Consider the following 19,881-nt stretch of genomic DNA (forward strand, 5'->3'; position numbering starts at 1 on the left):
ATTGTTAAATAGTAAAAAATAAATTAACATATATAAATTTTTCTATATCTACAACAGTCGTCTAGAAAATCTCCCACATGATCATTTACAAAAATAAAATTTTAAATGATAACAATAAAAAAACCATAGCATAAAAACAAAGGAAACACCTCATGTACAAACTAATAATAACCAAGCTACACCTAAAATAGCAAAAACTAGATAAACTATCACTTACTCATATATAAAGGGTGCTAATTAACTTGGATACAAATCATTTATCTACCTATATTCATGGGTTGGTATAATACAATGCTACGCAATACTTGAGTATCTTTTAAAGATCTATAAAAAATTTTTATTTGACTCCACTATCAATATATTAGTCATTTTAAATTGACAAAGGAATAATAAAAAAACCATACATACCTGATAATGATGTATATTCATTATGATATCTTATGAGTCTTCTTAATATATAGACAATAAATATCAAAATGTTCCGGTTAAACTACAAGAAAACTTCCAATTCTCATGCCCGGAAGTGCCCGGAATCATTGATTCAAATATAGATATAGAAATATTATTACTTAATGTATACACCATCCCGTTCTTTAAAGTAGTAGAGGTTTTTGGTGAACTATCACGAATACCAAGACGGCTAGTTTCATAAATACTGGAATTTGATATTAAATCATTCTCCTTAAGGATATGCTCTATTTTAATCCCAGAAAGCCATATCAAATGACGCACAATCGAAACTCGAATGTCAGCTCCAAGATCTCCACGTGCATTACTATGATTAATCCTATTATAGGACACAGGAAGAGTAATCATATCATCTTCTTGATATGCATTACGAGAAAAATGGTTATAACGTAAACCTGTATGCCAAAAAAATAAAACAGCTTGACTAATAATAGGGTTTCCACCTCCCCATTCTACAGATGAACTAAATCCATTTAGCGTACTATTACCTCGGCCATGTTCAGTGTGAGGTAATGCAAATCGTTCAATATCAACTTCATACTGACTAACAGATATAGCCGGACGGAAATAGATTTCTCCGAATCTTTTAGGCGCATGCCAGTCAGCATATAACCCAAATCCAAGATTGTTTCCATTCATTTTGTAGCTATCAGGAAAATAACGAGATAATGGATGTGTAATAACACCTCCCAGAGAAAATGTTTCTGTAACTCCATATCCTAAATTGACCACAGGTGTGACATTTTTCATCATAAACGTTGCAGGTTTAGTATAGATTAACCAACATAACCGGTTATCTCCAGCAACGCATCCTTTCTGTAAATTTGTTAAAGTATGCTCTTGTGATTTAATTAGTGTAAAAGTATCAGCAGAAACTTGGCTGATAGCAGAGCGGGTATTAATGGAATCAACCAAAAATGGTTTCATCATATGTATATTTTTATCTTCAATTAATTTTTTCGAACCAACAGAATTGATCGGCAAGGAAGGAGAAACCTCTCGCGGTACTCTAAATAAAAATGGATGCTTTACTCTATCATCTGTATCAGATTCCCCGAAAGCGATTTTTCCGTTAGGAGAAAAAGAAAAGATCTCAGAAGATCCAGAAAGATCATTTTTTAATGTACCTAAATCAATTTTATCTTGCCAATCTTTACCAGACCAAATAATTGCATGACACACAGAACTGTGTGCATTAACACTAGAATATCCACCTGCTATTAGACCATCAGGAGAAAGAGATAAGACTTTAGATTCCCCGGAGGCATTGCTACTTAGTGTACCTAAATTAACTTGTTTTACCCAATTATCACCTAACCACACAGTAGCTTGAGGAACTTGTTTTTCATTAATCCTAAACCCACCTGCTATTTTTCCATCAAAAGATAAAGCTAATACCTCAGATACAGAATTGTTAAACAGTTTATCAAAAACACTATCAGAAGATGATCTATCAACAATAGTCTTTTTTTCCCAATTATCACCAGACCAAATAATCGCATGCGAAGCATGTCTGTTGCGGCTCATATATCCCCCCGCTACTTTTCCATCACCCGATAATACTGACACCCCAGAGTATATAGGATATTCGGCATGTTCTATATCCATTCCAACATTAGTATAAGTCCCCCAATGATCACCAGACCAAATCGCGCCCGTAAGCAAATCTTTATCATTTGCACTCGAGTGGCCTCCTGCTATTTTTCCATCAGCAGACAAAGAAGATACTTCAGAGACTATAGCGTGATTCGATCTCTTACTATCTATATCAGTTGCTGTTTTCCAGTTATCCCCAGACCATATCACTGCATGGCGGGAATCTGTATTAACAGGAGTGGAATAACCTCCCGCTATTTTTCCATCAGCAGATAAAGCTAATATGCTTGCCATTCCTGTATTATCAGATTTTAATGTGCCTAATTTAGTTGGATGTAACCAAGATAAGCCAGACCAAACAGAAGCTTGCCTCTGGTATTCCTGAATAGAAGAATATCCTCCTGCGACTTCTCCATTAGAAGAGATGGCATATACTACATGAGACTCAGGATCAGCAGGAGATGCTAATTGTGTTTTTAATACATCATCGGAAGATTCCTCTTTGGGTAATATTGGTATATCCATGGCAAAAACTAAAGGAATTGCACTAAAAAAAAATAACAAATAGAAAATATAATGAGTGTACTTACAACATTTATTAATTATTGCATTAAAAAATTTCATAAAACATAATGCCCTTCGAGAAAGCCTGATAAAATCTATAATTACGTAAATTTATTAACTACATATAACTATTATTTAATAATTCTTATTTCATATTTGTATAAATAAGATGTATGAAGTTAACATATATATGCTATCTTTATTTATAATGTTTCACACTTGATCTCTAATTGTTCAGAATTAACCAACAGAATCTGTTATAATCTAGTGTCATAATAAATAAATAGTCATTAAAATTAATATAGATATATTGATTGAAATAGGTATTAAATAACCTTATATAACTAAAAAGCATATTTTAAATTTTTAATATAATAATTACTGTGATTGTATTTTTACTAGAAGAAAAAAACTTTTAGTAACTAATACCATTAAATTTGTATCTTATTTGTTAATTAAAAACTGATACAATTTTAAATACTATTTAGCAATGGTATAATATAAGTATATAGGTTTTATAATAACATCTATTCAAGAAATATTACCCCTATATTAGAAACATTAATTCCCTCTTATAAATAAAATTTAATAAATAAATTCATTGAATCTGATAATCACAAGTAATTGTTATCATAAAATATATCATCTCTATCACTAAAAGAACCACAATAACAATTGTGACTGATAAATAGTAATCTTGTAATGTTAATTTTAAAAAAATTTATAGAGGAGATATTAGAATAGTAAATATTCAAATGATTATCAAACACTTAAAAATACCTTCTAAATAGAATTTAGTTGAAGCGATCATTACACTTTACATTATGTTTATAATTTAATTATAAACATAATGTAAATAAATTATGATTATAATATTTATGATATTATAAATAATAGATAAGAATATTAAAAATAATTTTATTACCAGGGCTATATTGTAAACAATATAGCCCTGGTATGTTCATATGTCATATCCGATTATATAATCTAAACACTATATCATGCAGTTAGTGTCTATAATAAAAAATATCACATATATAATATAATATTATACATGTTTACTTATTTTAAAAACCAGATATTATAAATAATATAAGAATAGAATTTAGAATTTTAAGAACTATAAAAAATTAAATTTTAACATATCATTATAGTGTTTCTAATAAAATTAATAACTTTGAGGACACTCATTACCTCATAACAATCAAAGTCCATCACTCAACTAGTTATGTATGTCATATTCATTAAAGTAATACGATACAGATCATAAGATCCTTTACTGTTTAAAATTTTAAAATTACTACACCCAAAATTAAACTAATTATACTCAAACTCATTAATATCAATTTAAAGATGTTATATCCTAAATATATTGTTCATACATCTAAGATCTGTGTGTTTTAATATGTTATAATTTTTAGTGTAATTGCTACCACACTAGCTCTCAGGTATAGAAAAAACATGTCTACATATCTTTTTACGTCCGAATCAGTATCAGAAGGGCATCCTGATAAGATTGCTGATCAAATTTCTGACGCTGTGCTAGATGCCATCCTTGAACAGGATCCACAAGCCAAGGTAGCCTGTGAAACATATGTAAAAACAGGTATGGTTATGGTTGGCGGTGAAATCTCTACTACCGCCTGGGTAGATATTGAAGAAATTACCCGACAGAGCATTCGAGATATTGGCTATATTCATTCTGATATGGGGTTTGATGCAAATTCTTGTTCTGTACTAAACGCTATTGGTAAACAATCACCCGATATTAATCAGGGCATCAATCGCCCTAACCCAGTTGAACAGGGGGCTGGTGATCAAGGGTTAATGTTTGGATATGCAACCAATGAAACAGATGTTCTTATGCCAGCGCCAGTAACTTATGCACATCGACTGGTTCAGAGACAATCTCAAGTTAGAAAAAACGGAACGCTGCCCTGGCTTCGTCCAGATGCAAAAAGTCAGCTCACATTTCAGTACGAAGACGGAAAGATTATTGGCATTGATACGGTTGTGTTCTCCACTCAACATTCAGAAGAAATCTTACAAAAAGATATTCAAGAGGCAGTACTGGAAGAAATTATCAAGCCTATTCTGCCACAAAAATGGATACACAACACTATAAAGTACTATATTAACCCCACTGGTCGCTTTGTTATAGGCGGCCCAATGGCTGACTGCGGATTAACTGGTCGTAAGATTATAGTAGATACTTATGGCGGCATGGCTCGTCATGGTGGCGGAGCATTCTCTGGCAAGGACCCTTCAAAAGTTGATCGCTCTGCTGCATACGCAGCACGATATGTCGCAAAAAATATTATTGCTGCCGGACTTGCCGAAAAGTGTGAAATTCAGATTTCTTATGCTATAGGAATCTCTGAACCAACCTCAATTATGATAGAAACATTTGGTACCGAAAAAATAAAAACTCAAACGCTAATTCTATTAGTACGTAAAATCTTTGACTTAAGACCATACGGTATTATTCAGATGTTAAATTTGCTTCGCCCGATCTATCGTGAAACCGCTACTTATGGTCATTTTGGTCGTGAACAGTTTCCATGGGAAAAAACCGACAAAGCTATTCAGCTACGGGAAGAATCTGGGCTAAAGAGTCTTACTTCAATAGAATAAATTGTTAAATCTCTGTGCCTCTTAAAATTTATATAAATTTCAGAAATTATAAAACTCAAAAAACATATCTATATTTAATATAGTAATTAAACTAATCATTATACTGTATTATATAGAATGTATACAGAAGTGACAGCATTCTGAAATAAATAATAAAATTGATGGGTGATGAACATTCTATTAAAAAATACTAGAATACTGAAGCATCTTCAAATTATATAACAATTTAAGGGAACCATGCATACGTTATGATACAAACTCCTTCTGTGCATACATGCACCTGTAGCGCATATTTTTCGATATAAAAACCATTATCTATTATCACTATATAGATATTTATAAAAAAACAAACAGGAGAGCACATGAAATGTACTGTTCGACTTGGTAACTTAGATAAACACAAAAGTACCTGTATGGTAATAGGGATTTTTACATCTCGACGACTATCACCAATTGCTGAGAAACTAAATAAAATTAGTAACGGTTATATTCGTTCTGTACTAATGGATAGCTCAATGCAAGGTAAAATTGGACAAACCTTATTATTACATCATGTGCCAAAGCTTTTTTCTAAATGTATTTTACTAATTGGATGTGGTAAAAAAGGAGACATCAACCAAGAAAATTATAAAAAAATTATTTACAAAACTATTCAAGTGTTAAACAATGCAGGATTAACAAAAGCTATTGTTTTTCTTACTGAAACACCAATTCATATTAAAGGCTGTAACGTATACTGGAGAATACGTCATGCTATAGAAGTGACTCACGATGCAGTATATAGTTTTAATCAGCTAAAAAATAAAAAAAATTTACCAACATCCTCATTGCACAATGTCATCTTTAGTCTCTCTACAAATAGCGAACTTAGCATTGGAACGCATGCCATAACACACGGATTAGCTATTGCAAATAGCATTAAAATGGCAAAAGATATCAGTAATATGCCGCCAAATATTTGCAATGCTTCTTATCTTGCTACGCAAGCATGTCAACTAGCCAAAGAATGGAACCACAGAATAACTACTTATTCCATTGGAGAAAAAGAGATGATAGAGCTAGGCATGAATGCTTATCTCGCTGTTGGTCATGGATCGCGCAATGAATCTCTAATGTCAGTAATTAAATATTCAGGTGCTTTAGATCCAAAAACTCATCCTATCATCTTAATTGGAAAAGGTGTAACCTTCGATACTGGAGGTATTTCACTTAAACCAAGCGAAAATATGGATGAAATGAAATATGATATGTGTGGCGCAGCATCTGTATATGGTGCTATGCGTGTAGCTGTTGAGCTTAATTTACCACTTAACATCATTGGAATTATGGCTGGTTGTGAAAACATGCCAGGTAGCTATGCTTATCGCCCAGGAGACGTGGTAACTACTTTATCCGGACAAACAGTGGAAGTATTAAATACTGACGCCGAAGGTCGATTAATATTGTGTGATGTATTAACATACATTGAGCGTTTTCAGCCAGACACAGTGATTGATATAGCTACATTAACAGGTGCTTGTGTTGTTGCATTAGGACATCACATGAGCGGATTATTTTCCAACTATAATCCACTAGCAAACGAACTAAAAATTGCAGCAGAACAAGCTGGAGATCACATTTGGCGACTGCCAATCACAGAGCAATATCAACAACAACTAGACTCTAATGTTGCTGATATAGCTAATATTGGCAGGAAGCATGCCGGAGCTATCACCGCAGCTTGTTTTTTAGCACGTTTCGCTCATAAGTACCATTGGGCGCACCTAGATATAGCCGGCACTGCATGGCAATCTGGATGCAAAAAAGGAGCTACCGGTCGACCAGTAGCTTTACTATCTCAGTTTTTAATTAATCGCGCTAATCGTGTAACTAAATCCTCTTAGGACTACTCCCAAAATGAAGAAAAAATATACCTATGAGGCTATATGTAATCATACAATCAACATCTAGTATATTATGATACTGGAAAATTGCTTGTTTTTCTTATTTCATGTTTTGCTAACTTAACTGAAAGATTTAACTCATATCATGCCTAATAACTGTATTATTGGACGTTTTAAAAATATATGCTAATAAAACATGTAAGCTTCTATCTTCTGGCACGCAATCAACAATTATTTACCATCACCACCCAAGAAGAATTAATTTGTAAGTTAGTTTACAAAACATGGTATAATAAAAAAAAACGTGTATTAATCGCCTGTAAAAACAAAAAACAGGCGATTCGGTTAGATAATATTCTCTGGAAAAACGTACCTTATTCTTTTATACCTCATAACATAGCAAATGAAGGACCAAAACATGGCGCACCGGTAGAACTTATATGGGAAGATTCTTACTCTAGTAAAAAATATGATGTAGTAATTAATCTACTCACAAAATGTTCTGATTATATATTATCTTTTTATGAAATAATAGACTTTGTGCCCTTAGAAGAGTCATCTAAGATGTTAGCACGTGAGCGTTACAAGCAATATCATAAACAAGGCTTTAAATTAAATACTATACAACTATCTCATTCTTAAATTACATATAATTGGATAAAAAAAACTACAGATTTTTAATAAAAACAACTATAAACCATCAAATAGTATTTACTACTAAACCAACATGCAGAACATATTCTATATTTTTATGTAATCATTTTCATGAAATAAATAAAAAATTATTCCCATGTAACACTAGTCACATGTTACATACCTATATATTTTAATTATTTCAAAATTAAAACTATATTCATTATTATTATAGAGGAATAAATGCAATACCCAATTAATGCAATATTCCAAACCCTACAAGGAGAAGGTGTTTATGTGGGTGTTCCGTCAATTTTTATACGCCTACAAGGATGTCCGGTTGGCTGTCAATGGTGCGACACTAAATATACGTGGAATAAACTATCTCATAAGGAAATATCATGGGAATCGATTCCCTTAAAAATTTCAAATAACAACTCATGGGGGTTAGCTGATACCACAGAAATTCTAGATACTATAACCAACCTAGGCTGGACAGCAAAGCATGTCGTAATAACTGGCGGTGAACCATGTCTGTATGATCTACGACCACTCAGTATCGCCTTGCAAGCTACTGGATTAACTTGTCAAATAGAAACCAGCGGAACACATGCTATACTATGCTCGATGGAAACTTGGGTTACAGTCTCTCCAAAAATCAAAAAAAATAAAAACCATAGCCTATTGCATCAAGCTTTAAAAAGAGCCGATGAAATTAAACACCCTGTTGGTCGTCAACGTGATATTGATGCATTAGTTAACTGCATTAAAACAATTACAGATGAAAAAAAACGCATTATTTTGTTACAACCCATTAATCATATAACTAGCGCTATCCAGCTCTGTATTAAAACTTGTATTCAAAAAAATTGGCGTCTATCAATACAAACACACAAATATATCAACATCCCTTAATTAGGATGATCTCAAAATCAACCTAACTGTTTTTATATTATATATAATAATTTTTACAAAAACTAAGTAACAACCTAGATAGTCATTTATCATCTATAATGATATCCTATTTTTTATCTTTTTATATGCATTTTATATTGTAGTATTCGAGATATAACATGCTGCTTAATATTCTTATGCTATAGATACACATCTAATATTATTCTATGGTATCTAATGAAAATTAGGTCACAAAAATAAGCTAAGAACAAGCATTATTCGAAATTAGTAATAAATACATTATTAATTTCATCATATCATATTTACTAAAATATCAATAATCACAAATCTCAGTTTTATGATAAACACTATAAAAAGTAAGCTGGAAATCTTATATATAATATTATATAAATAATTACTAATCTTTACAGTAACTTGATTACCGTATCTTTTTCTTATATATTATATATAATATTATATACGATATATACATCCAGAATTACAAGTTTCTTGCACTACAACTGCACTAAGAAAAGGAAGCGCTGGTTTAATTTTTTGACAAATCCAGATAGATAGTACCTCACTGGTGGGATTTTCAAGGCCCGGTATTTGATTTAAATTAGCATGGTCCAGCTGAGTATAGAGTGGCTGAAATGCAAGCTGAATATCAGAAAAATCCATTACCCAACCAGTACGGGGATTAATTTCCGCAGTTACTTCTATACGAACCAAAAAAGAGTGCCCATGCAAATTACCGCACTTATGACCATTGGGTACATAAGGTAAATAATGTGCAGCTTCAAATTTGAAATCTTTAAACAATGTTATCATTATACCACCTAACTTTATAAATGTTTATTGATGACTAAAATATCTACCAGTTTATCTTAAAAATGCCTTAAAATGTTTTACACAAACCGTTTGCTTCACATGAGATAAAACATACTAATCTAAGGATTTATCACTATAACTAATAAATAATCTACAAAATATCTATCTCCACATTAACTAATGTACTACTGACTGCTTAATTTTACCATTATAGTTAAATATTCACATAGTTAGACTATATAAGTCTCTACCATACTTCATGCATATTCAAACTAATAAAATAAATTTTATATCTTGATACTAGTTTTTATCCTTCAAAAAATAACCTAAAGACATGATACAAGAATTCCTAATGAAAGAAGATACTAATTTCTCATAATCAGTGAGATATTCACTTGTAATATTAGTGCATTTATTTCAGAATAGACATTCTGATAAAGCGTTATTTTGCATAATATGCAAATAATTAACTTGCAACAAAATCATCTCTTTGTTGATAAAATAATACTTTAGATAATTATTTAATTAATTTTTTATGTGAAATTGAGAATAACCCCTCTTTTATCAGTTTTACGTGTTAACCATTACCTTCTCGATATCGATCTCTAACTCTGGGATTTTTGATATAATGACTACTAAAGTACCTGTAAAAAATATACTACCCATCGAAACAGAAAAGCTGTCTTATGTACAATCTGTTACAGATGATTGTACAGTCACTCAACTAGCCTGGCTATCTGGATATTTCTGGGGGAAGATGCACCAAAAAAAACACAATGACTCCAACACTACGTTAAAACCTACCCAGCCTCAATCTGTGACAATCATATCTGCTTCACAGACTGGAAATGCTCGTAATCTTGCTGAAAAATTACGTAGTGAGTGCCTAGCAGAAAAACTAAACGTAAAGCACATCCATGCTTGTGATTATAAGTTTAAACATATCAGCCGTGAAAAATTATTAGTTTTAATCACATGCACACAGGGAAATGGTGAACCACCCGAAGAAGCAATCGCATTATATCGATTTTTGATATCTAAAAAAGCGCCTACAATGAATTCTCTTGCGTTTTCAGTATTTGGGTTAGGAGATAGCTCCTATGAACTATTTAGCCAAGCGGGTAAAGATTTTGATAAAAGACTCGCTGAATTAGGCGCAGAGCGTCTTCTTGATCGCGTAGATGCTGATGTAGAATATTCTGAACAAGCTCAAACATGGCGCACGCAACTTATCCAGATATTAAAAAAACGGGTCCTTCTTACATCTGACCAAATAGATTATGAGATAAAAGATAACACTAATACAGTTAACTATATAACGTATACTAAACATAAGCCACTAAAAGCACGTTTGTTGGTTAATCAAAAAATTACCGGGCGAGAATCAACAAAGGACGTACGCCATATTGAAATAGACCTCATGCATTCTAATTTGCGCTATCAACCAGGCGATGCCCTGGGCGTATGGTTTGAAAATAACACCTTATTAGTACAAGAATTCCTAACACTCTTATCGCTTACAGGGGAAGAGCTGGTTTCAGTAAAAGGAGATAATCTTCCCATCGCAGAGGCACTAAAGAAACATTTTGAGCTGACCGTCAATACGCCAAAAATAGTTGAAAACTATGCTAAGTTTTCAAAAAGTGAGATCTTATTAAAACAGGTGAATAGCAAAGATACATCATTGCAACAATATGCGCAAAACACACCTATTGTTGATATGATTCGCTTTTCTAAAAAGCAGATAAGTGCCCAGGAACTGATTAGTATACTACGTCCGTGTACTCCACGATTATACTCCATATCATCTTCACAAAAAGAAAATGAAAATGAAGTACATATTACTGTTAGTGTCGTACGCTTTCGCATAGATGGACGTGATAGAGCCGGAGGGGCTTCTAGTTATTTAGCAGATCATTTAAGTATAGGCGATGAAGTACGTATTTTTATTGAAAAAAATGATAATTTTCGTTTACCAGAAAACCCACAAACCCCAATAATTATGATTGGAGCTGGAACAGGTATTGCACCATTTCGAGCCTTTATGCAGCAACGTGAATGTGAAGAGTCAACTGGTAAAAACTGGCTATTCTTTGGAAATCCATGCTTTACAGAAGATTTCTTGTATCAAATAGAATGGCAGAGATACGTCAAAGATGGCCTACTCACTCGAATAGATTTATCGTGGTCACGTGATCAAAGTCAAAAAATTTATATACAAGACAAAATCCTTTCTAATGGTGAAGAAGTATGGAATTGGATTAAAAACGGTGCACATCTTTATATATGTGGTTCTGCAAATTATATGGCAAAAGGTGTAGAAAAAGCATTAATAGAAATTATAACAAAATTTGGTTCCATGAATACAGTGGAGGCTAGTGACTTATTAAGTGATTTACGTATTCAGCGCCGCTATCAGAGAGATATCTACTAATGAGTAATAAAAAATATTGTGGACCGCTACTAATTGAAGGTAAGCTGGTTGATGCTGAACGCATGAAGGCAGAAAGTTGTTATTTACGCGGAAGCATTGCTGAAGATTTAAATAATAATCTCAGTGGTGGTTTTCATGGTGATAATTTTTTTCTAATTCGTTTTCATGGAATGTACCAACAAGATGATCGCGATCTTCGGGCTGAACGCGCAGAACAGAAGCTAGATGCAAAACATGCCATGATGTTACGTTGTCGCTTACCAGGTGGTGTTATTACCGCAGAACAATGGTTAGCTATAGATCAATTTGCTACAGCAAACACTTTATATGGCAGCATTCGTCTAACTAATCGCCAAACTTTTCAATTTCATGGTATTTTAAAAAAAAACCTAAAATTAGCACATACAATGCTTAATAGCATTGGTTTAGATTCACTAGGTACTGCCAATGATGTAAATCGTAATGTATTATGTAGCGCCAACCCGATGGAATCTATATTTCATCAGGAAGTCTATGAGTATGCAAAAAAAATATCTGAGCATCTGTTACCACGCACCAAAGCTTATGCTGAAATATGGCTGGACAAAAAAAAAGCCACTACTACTGATTCGGAACCTATTTTAGGTAAAACCTACTTACCTCGTAAATTTAAAACCACATTTGTAATTCCGCCGCATAATGAAGTTGATCTACACGCAAACGATATGAATTTTATTGCCATTATTGAAAAAGGAATATTAACTGGTTTTAACTTGTTAGTGGGCGGTGGTCTCTCGATAGATCACGCTGATAAGACTACTTATCCTAGAACTGCAACTGAATTTGGTTATGTATCTAAAAATAACCTCCTCAAAATAGCCGAAGCAGTCATTTCTGTTCAGCGTGATTGGGGAAATCGCACTAATCGTAAAAATGCTAAAACTAAGTATACCCTAGAGCGTGTTGGCCCACATGTTTTTAAAACTGAAGTCGAAAATCGTTCTGGTGTAACTCTTGAGCCGATACGTCATTATCACTTCACAACCCGTGGGGATCGTTTTGGGTGGGTGCATGGTGTGGATGATAAATGGAATTTAACCTTATTTATTGAAAATGGTCGACTTTTAGATTATCCCGGTCGCCCTTTAAAAACTGGTATGGCAGAAATCGCTAAAATTCATAAGGGTTTTTTTAGATTAACAGCAAATCAGAACTTAATAGTATCAGGAGTAACACAATTAGAAAAAGAAAACATTGAAAAAATAGCACGATTATATGGCCTAATGGGACATACGAGCCATCAACGGGAGCATTCAATGGCTTGTGTTTCCTTTCCAACATGTCCTCTAGCCATGGCCGAAGCAGAACGAATTTTACCAAAATTTGTCACACATGTAGAAAAAATTATGAAAAAATATAACGTAGAAGATGAGTATATCGTTCTGCGTATTACCGGATGTCCTAATGGATGCGCCCGTGCATTGCTAGCTGAAGTTGGATTAATAGGAAGATCACCTGGACGCTACAACATGTACCTAGGTGGCAATCGTATTGGCACGCGCATTCCTCGTATATATCAAAAAAATATTAGCATAGAAGATTCCTTAAAAATCCTTGATAAATTAATTTATAAGTGGTCTAATTTAAGAAAAATTAATGAAGGATTTGGTGATTTTATTGTTCGAACTGGCCTTATTAAGCCAATATTAGACCCAGCCAGAGATTTTTGGCAATAACGGAGAAATAAGTGGAAATACTTAACCTTATTGAGCTATGCCAGTTATCAAAAAAGGAACGTGCTATAGCACTCGAGAATATTAATCATGATTTAACTAAGCTTCCACCTGAAGAGCGTGTTCAGTGGGGGCTAGAACACCTACCAAGAGAGGCCATTTTAACATCTAGTTTTGGTATACAGTCAGTTGTGAGTTTACATCTCATAACACAACAAAAAACTGATATATCAGTAGTTCTTACTGATACTGGTTATCTTTTTTCAGAAACCTATCAGTTTATTGATCAGTTAACCGAGCAAATGCAATTAAAATTGCATGTCTTTCGTTGTTTGCAAAGTCCAGCTTGGCAAGAATCACGGTACGGTAAATTGTGGGAGCAAGGCATAGAAGGCATTGAAAAATACAATCAGATAAATAAAATAGAACCTCTAAAACGTGCAATTAAAGAATTAAACGCGAAAACTTGGTTTGCAGGTCTACGTCGCACTCAAGCAAGCACTCGTGTAAATCTACCAATCCTTACGATTCAACATGGTATTTTTAAGCTGCTTCCGATTATTGACTGGGATGATCAAAAAATTTTTAATTATATTAAAAAACACAATCTTAATTACCATCCTTTATGGAATCTTGGTTATGCATCCGTTGGAGATATTCATACTACAAAAAAACTGGAAACAGGAATGAAAGAAGAAGATACTCGATTTTTTGGTCTCAAAAGAGAGTGTGGTTTACATGAAGATTAACAATGTATTCGTGATAACTAAGGGCAATCTTAAATATAAGACTTTCATAATAATCTTTAGTGTATTATACTTATATTTAAAATAAGTATGTATACTCTATGATATTATTTTATATAATTTAATATTTTATTAGTTCATCATGTTACAATAAGTAATAGTTTAGTAAATAAAAAATTTACAAAAACATACAAAAAATTAATAAATATATAAAACTTTTGAATTTTTAGTACGCACTCAATATAAAAATATAGAAAGCCATATTAAATATTGAATTCTTAAAAGCATTTTTCCGGTATGCTTAGTAGTATTGATAAAGGTATATGTTATATTTTTAGCACAAATTCACTATTTATACTTGATAGTAGTATAGATATTCAATAACCTAAAATAAATTAAAATGTTAAAAATATAAATATTAAAAAATATTTTAGAGTTATCAAAAAAACATTAAGGTTATTAATATTTAATATATTAAATTTCATGCTTCATGGGATGTTGGTTACATATAAAGCACTAAATTAATATGAACTGCCTGTACTAAGAGTGATATTTCATTAGTACAAATAATTTTAAGTATAACACTCTTAATTATCTTTTCTATCAGTACTCGTAAGTACTGTCATGTAAAACACACATACCCAAGATAATGCTCAGAAAAAATTTCTATATTTTGATAGTTTCTAATCTATAACCACTCAAGTATCATGAAATAATCTTAAATAATATGAATAGATATTTTATTCAAATAAATATAATTTTTTTCATTATTTATAATAACTACAAAAATTTATCAATATAAGATATTTATCTTAGATAAATTTTTAAAATCACTGCTATGTCCGAAATGACCATTAAACGATGTAGTTATTATATTTAATATTTTATAGCACTAACTGTTCTATTAAAATCAAAAATTACAGTACTTATTTTTTACTACATTATGTTAAACTTATTTGATAACTACTTATTTCAAGTAGTAATTTTATTACGCTTCAGAATAGCACATATATTCCTGTATCAGCTTATGTTACTATGAAGGTTCATGTGGATTATTTACCTATTTTTGCTAACCTAAGACAAAAGTCAGTACTAGTAGTAGGCGGTGGTAAAACAGCAGCCCGAAAAATTCAACTACTAACTCAGGCTGGAGCTAATGTACGGGTTGTGTCTTGTAAATTATCCAAGACATTATTAGATATGATAGCAACGAATAATGTTCAATGGATAGCAAAAATTTATCATCCTAACCAACTTGCACAAGTTTTTCTAGTAATTGCTGCCACGGATGATTCTCAACTAAATAGTCGAATATATCAAGATGCTACTGATCGATATCTACTAGCTAATGTAGTTGATGAACTACCAAACTGTTCTTTTATTTTTCCTTCTATTATTGACCGATCCCCAGTGGTCATAGCTATTTCATCTGGTGGAACAGCTCCTGTGCTATCACGATTATTACGTGAAAAAATAGAATCTTTATTACCATCTCATATAGGAAAAATGGCAAAAATAGCAAATCAGTGGCGTAATAAAGTTAAAGCGCGTTTTTATATATTGTCAGACCGTCGTCATTTTTGGGATAAAGCTTTTAATGGTTTATTCTCTAGTCATATAGCCTCTGGAAATATAGATGAGGCAAAACGTGTCTTAGATCGCCAGTTAGGTGATATAAACGTATCACTAGGTGAAATCACTTTAGTAGGCGCAGGACCAGGTAGTAGTGGACTACTAACTTTGCGTGGATTACAGGCAATGCAACTAGCTGATGTATTATTATATGACTATTTAGTCAGTGATGAAATTTTAAACTTAGGTAGACGAGATGCTGAGCGTATATGCGTAGGGAAGCGTGCTAATGCTCATAGCATTTCGCAGAAAGATATTAACCATATGTTAATAAAATTAGCAAAACAAGGTAAAAGAGTTGTTCGTTTAAAAGGTGGCGACCCCTTCATCTTTGGTCGTGGTGGTGAAGAACTTCAAGCGGCAGCATTAGCTGGTATTCCATTTCAGGTAGTACCTGGCGTAACCGCAGCTATTGGCGTTACTGCATATGCTGGCATTCCATTGACGCATAGAGACTATGCGCAGAGCGTTTTATTTGTTACCGGACATTGCCGTGACAATGGGACAGTCATAGACTGGTCAACACTATCTAACTCGGATCAGACGTTAGTGATTTATATGGGCTCTATAACTGCAGATAAAATTTCTCACCAATTAATCAGACATGGTCGCGATCTAAAAACACCCGTGGCTGTTATTAGCCGAGGAACACATCAAGACCAGCAAGTTAAAACCGGAACATTAAAAAACCTATTCGAACTCACACGACATACCTCCGCTCCAACTTTATTAGTTATAGGTGCGGTGGTTAACCTGCATCAACAATTAGCATGGTATCAGAATTCCAAGAAAATACATGGATAACAGGTTTATATATTCTAACTTTTCTTAAGGACATATTATGGATTTAAAAAAACTAACTTATTTACGTCAACTAGAAGCGGAAAGTATTTATATTATCCGCGAAGTTGTAGCAGAGTTCGCTAATCCAGTAATGTTATATTCTATTGGCAAAGACTCATCAGTAATGTTACATTTAGCACGTAAAGCCTTCTATCCAGGTACCATATCATTTCCTCTGTTACATGTGGATACTGGATGGAAATTTCACGAAATGTATGAATTTCGTGATCATACTGTAAAAGAACTGGGTCTAGAACTATTAGTTTATCGCAATCCAATAGGGGAAGAAGTAGGTATTAATCCATTCAAGCATAGTAGTGCACAATATACAGATATTATGAAAACTGAAGGTCTTAAACAAGCCCTAGATAAATATGGCTTTGATGCAGCTTTTGGAGGAGCCCGCCGTGATGAAGAAAAGTCACGCGCTAAAGAGCGTATCTATTCCTTCCGTGATCGTTTTCATCGATGGGACCCTAAAAACCAACGCCCAGAGTTATGGAATAACTATAATGGAATCATTAATAAAGGTGAAAGTATTCGTGTATTTCCGCTCTCTAACTGGACTGAAATAGATATCTGGGAATATATTTTTCTTGAAGATATTAAAATTGTTCCGTTATATCTAGCAGATGTTCGCCCAGTTCTAAAACGTGACGGTATAATCATAGTGATTAATGATAATCGAATCAATTTAAAACCTGATGAAATTATTGAGCAACGCATGGTACGGTTTCGAACCCTCGGTTGCTGGCCGCTAACTGGAGCAATAGAATCAACAGCAAATACAGTACCTGCTATTATCTCAGAAATGCTTCTCAGTACAAGTAGTGAGCGCACAGGTCGCATGATAGATCACGACCAAACCAGCTCTATGGAACTAAAAAAACGACAAGGTTATTTCTAAGGAAATTTTATGACCACTTTGATTACAACAGATAACCTCGCTCAGAAAAATTCAGAAATATGGACATATAAAGAAAAAAACCAAAGCCTATTGCGATTTCTTACATGTGGTAGTGTAGATGACGGTAAAAGCACACTTATTGGTCGCTTGTTACATGACACAAAACACATTTATGACGATCAGTTACTATCGTTAAAAAATGATAGCAAACGTCATGGGTCTCAAGGAAATAAACTAGATCTAGCATTTTTAGTAGATGGATTACAGGCTGAGCGTGAACAAGGTATTACTATTGATGTTGCATATCGGTATTTTTCTACCAATCGTCGTAAATTTATCATCGCTGACACTCCGGGTCATGAACAATATACGCGCAATATGGCAACTGGCGCTTCTACTTGTGATCTAGCCATCCTACTTATTGATGCACAAAAAGGCATTTTACAACAAACCCGTCGACATAGTTTAATTGCTACACTTTTAGGTATTAAACACTTAATCGTGGCTATTAATAAAATGGATTTAGTACATTATAAAGAAGATATTTTTCAGGTAATTCAGAGAGATTTTCTTAATTTTTCAACTAAACTGCCTTCTATTGTTAATATTCACTGTATACCTATATCTGCTTTAGAGGGTGTAAATGTTACTGGAGCCACTGGTCAGATACATTGGTATAAAGGTTCAACTCTTTTAAAACTACTAGAAACTATTGAAGTCCATCGCGAAATCATAAAACAACCTGTACGCTTTCCAGTGCAATATATTAATCGTCCAAATTTCGATTTTCGTGGCTATTCTGGCACACTTTCTTCTGGAATTTTACAAGTAGGACAATTAATAAAAGCTATGCCAAGCGGGATAAAGTCCAATATATCTCGCATAGTAACATTTGATGGTAATCTAGACTATGCTATTGCGGGAGAAGCAATTACTGTAGTATTGCAAAACGAAATTGATATTAGCCGTGGAGATCTTCTAATAGACGCAGAGGATACATTAATACCAGTCCGATGTGCTAGTATAGATATAGTCTGGATGGCAGAAAAGCCACTGATTCCAGGCAGTATTTTTAATGTAAAAATCGCTAATAAATTAACCTCTATGCGTATTGATAAAATTTGTTACCAGATAAATATTAATAACTTTACGCAGCATGCCAGTAAAGATCTCCCGCTAAATGCAATAGGTCGTGTAGACATTATATTTGATGAAATTCTTTCAGTTGATACTTACGAAAAAAATCAAGTGACTGGCTCAATGATTATCATCGATCGTCTCAGTAACGCCACTGTAGGAGCTGGGATGATACGTCAAGTATCATCAGACCCTATCAATACTAACGGAATTAACCATGAGTCTTTTGAGATAGAGCTGAAGGCTCTTATACGTCGTCATTTCCCGCAGTAGCGTACATCTCATCTTACAACATAGGCGAAACATGATACAGGATCAGAAAAATATAATATGGCATAATCATCCAATTACTTGCCAATCTCGAGAAACATTACATGGTCATAAAGGTATAGTTTTATGGTTTACTGGCCTATCCGGATCAGGTAAATCCACCATAGCCGGATCAGTAGAAGAAAAACTTTACCAGCTAGGTGCAAGCAGTTATGTGCTTGATGGGGATAATTTAAGGCATGGTTTATGCAGAGACCTTGGTTTTGATAAACCTGATCGTTATGAAAATATCCGAAGAGTTGGTGAAGTGGCAAAACTCATGGTAGATGCTGGTTTAATTGTCCTGACTGCATTAATTTCCCCTTATCGCTCCGAACGTCAAATGGTGCGTGAAATGTTAACAAAGGAGAAATTTGTAGAGATTTTTATCGATACACCTTTCGCCATATGTGAGGCACGCGACCCAAAAGGTTTATATCAGAAAGCGCGTAGCGGAACAATACCCCACTTTACTGGTATTAATTCAGAGTATCAGATTCCAATCCAACCTGAAATACGACTAAACGGTGAACACAAAGTGTCACATTTATCTGACAAAGTATTAGAATTTTTACGTTCAAGAAATGTTCTTTCAATTTAAAAATAATGATGGGATATATATGGTCTCTTCACAAATGCAAAAAATAATCTTTTATGC

13 protein-coding genes are annotated in these 19,881 nt (G+C 33.3%); 11 read left to right on the forward strand and 2 right to left on the reverse strand.

What is annotated here, in order from left to right; translation table 11 throughout:
* Positions 1-471 precede the first annotated feature (471 nt).
* Positions 472-2,589, reverse strand: coding sequence for a hypothetical protein (locus ERCIPSPA2889_RS02945; RefSeq protein ID WP_157989340.1), 2,118 nt, complete (start codon positions 2,587-2,589; stop codon positions 472-474).
* A 1,500-nt stretch (positions 2,590-4,089) separates the two neighbouring features.
* Here ERCIPSPA2889_RS02945 and metK point away from each other — a divergent pair.
* The 4 genes from metK to queE all read left to right on the forward strand — a co-directional run bounded on the left by metK (position 4,090) and on the right by queE (position 8,693).
* On the forward strand, positions 4,090-5,262 hold the full coding sequence (metK, locus tag ERCIPSPA2889_RS02950; RefSeq protein ID WP_157989341.1) for a methionine adenosyltransferase: 1,173 nt from the start codon (positions 4,090-4,092) through the stop codon (positions 5,260-5,262).
* A gap of 362 nt (positions 5,263-5,624) precedes the next feature.
* Entirely contained in the window at positions 5,625-7,145 is a 1,521-nt protein-coding gene (locus tag ERCIPSPA2889_RS02955; RefSeq protein ID WP_157989342.1) for a leucyl aminopeptidase, read from the forward strand.
* Between the two features lie 183 nt (positions 7,146-7,328).
* A complete protein-coding gene (locus tag ERCIPSPA2889_RS02960; protein ID WP_157989343.1) occupies positions 7,329-7,787 on the forward strand; it encodes a DNA polymerase III subunit chi in 459 nt (152 codons plus the stop codon).
* Between the two features lie 234 nt (positions 7,788-8,021).
* On the forward strand, positions 8,022-8,693 hold the full coding sequence (gene queE / locus ERCIPSPA2889_RS02965; protein WP_157989344.1) for a 7-carboxy-7-deazaguanine synthase QueE: 672 nt from the start codon (positions 8,022-8,024) through the stop codon (positions 8,691-8,693).
* A 453-nt stretch (positions 8,694-9,146) separates the two neighbouring features.
* Here the strand turns inward: queE and queD are convergent, their stop codons facing one another.
* Complete coding sequence (gene queD / locus ERCIPSPA2889_RS02970; protein WP_157989443.1) at positions 9,147-9,506, reverse strand: 6-carboxytetrahydropterin synthase QueD; 360 nt, start codon at positions 9,504-9,506, stop codon at positions 9,147-9,149.
* 625 nt (positions 9,507-10,131) lie between these two features.
* Here queD and cysJ point away from each other — a divergent pair.
* From cysJ to cysC, 7 genes are all read left to right on the forward strand, one after another.
* Entirely contained in the window at positions 10,132-11,937 is a 1,806-nt protein-coding gene (gene cysJ / locus ERCIPSPA2889_RS02975) for an NADPH-dependent assimilatory sulfite reductase flavoprotein subunit (protein ID WP_157989345.1), read from the forward strand.
* On the forward strand, positions 11,937-13,652 hold the full coding sequence (gene cysI, locus ERCIPSPA2889_RS02980) for an assimilatory sulfite reductase (NADPH) hemoprotein subunit (protein ID WP_157989346.1): 1,716 nt from the start codon (positions 11,937-11,939) through the stop codon (positions 13,650-13,652). The genes cysJ and cysI overlap by 1 nt, the downstream gene beginning before the upstream one ends.
* A gap of 11 nt (positions 13,653-13,663) precedes the next feature.
* Positions 13,664-14,398: a phosphoadenosine phosphosulfate reductase gene (locus ERCIPSPA2889_RS02985; RefSeq protein WP_157989347.1), complete on the forward strand. Its 735-nt coding sequence runs from the start codon at positions 13,664-13,666 to the stop codon at positions 14,396-14,398.
* Positions 14,399-15,442: 1,044 nt separating this feature from the next.
* Positions 15,443-16,831: a siroheme synthase CysG gene (gene cysG / locus ERCIPSPA2889_RS02990; protein ID WP_157989444.1), complete on the forward strand. Its 1,389-nt coding sequence runs from the start codon at positions 15,443-15,445 to the stop codon at positions 16,829-16,831.
* Between the two features lie 37 nt (positions 16,832-16,868).
* Entirely contained in the window at positions 16,869-17,777 is a 909-nt protein-coding gene (gene cysD, locus ERCIPSPA2889_RS02995; protein ID WP_157989348.1) for a sulfate adenylyltransferase subunit CysD, read from the forward strand.
* A gap of 9 nt (positions 17,778-17,786) precedes the next feature.
* Positions 17,787-19,187 carry a sulfate adenylyltransferase subunit CysN gene (gene cysN / locus ERCIPSPA2889_RS03000; RefSeq protein ID WP_157989349.1) on the forward strand — a complete coding sequence of 467 codons (1,401 nt, stop codon included), beginning with the start codon at positions 17,787-17,789 and terminating at the stop codon, positions 19,185-19,187.
* Positions 19,188-19,218: 31 nt separating this feature from the next.
* Positions 19,219-19,824: an adenylyl-sulfate kinase gene (gene cysC / locus ERCIPSPA2889_RS03005; RefSeq protein ID WP_157989350.1), complete on the forward strand. Its 606-nt coding sequence runs from the start codon at positions 19,219-19,221 to the stop codon at positions 19,822-19,824.
* Positions 19,825-19,881 lie beyond the last annotated feature (57 nt).

This window comes from Candidatus Erwinia haradaeae, from assembly GCF_900698985.1.
GTDB classification, from domain to species: Bacteria; Pseudomonadota; Gammaproteobacteria; order Enterobacterales; family Enterobacteriaceae; genus Erwinia_E; species Erwinia_E haradaeae_B.

What these genes read in the sequence shown, in the direction of transcription:
- cysD (WP_157989348.1), top strand. Translation starts at nt 16,869, where the DNA reads ATGGATTTAAAAAAACTAACTTATTTACGTCAACTAGAAGCGGAAAGT.
- ERCIPSPA2889_RS02955 (WP_157989342.1), top strand. Translation starts at nt 5,625, where the DNA reads ATGAAATGTACTGTTCGACTTGGTAACTTAGATAAACACAAAAGTACC.
- cysC (WP_157989350.1), top strand. Translation starts at nt 19,219, where the DNA reads ATGATACAGGATCAGAAAAATATAATATGGCATAATCATCCAATTACT.
- queE (WP_157989344.1), top strand. Translation starts at nt 8,022, where the DNA reads ATGCAATACCCAATTAATGCAATATTCCAAACCCTACAAGGAGAAGGT.
- metK (WP_157989341.1), top strand. Translation starts at nt 4,090, where the DNA reads ATGTCTACATATCTTTTTACGTCCGAATCAGTATCAGAAGGGCATCCT.
- ERCIPSPA2889_RS02945 (WP_157989340.1), bottom strand. Translation starts at nt 2,589, where the DNA reads ATGGATATACCAATATTACCCAAAGAGGAATCTTCCGATGATGTATTA.
- cysI (WP_157989346.1), top strand. Translation starts at nt 11,937, where the DNA reads ATGAGTAATAAAAAATATTGTGGACCGCTACTAATTGAAGGTAAGCTG.
- cysJ (WP_157989345.1), top strand. Translation starts at nt 10,132, where the DNA reads ATGACTACTAAAGTACCTGTAAAAAATATACTACCCATCGAAACAGAA.
- cysN (WP_157989349.1), top strand. Translation starts at nt 17,787, where the DNA reads ATGACCACTTTGATTACAACAGATAACCTCGCTCAGAAAAATTCAGAA.
- ERCIPSPA2889_RS02960 (WP_157989343.1), top strand. Translation starts at nt 7,329, where the DNA reads ATGCTAATAAAACATGTAAGCTTCTATCTTCTGGCACGCAATCAACAA.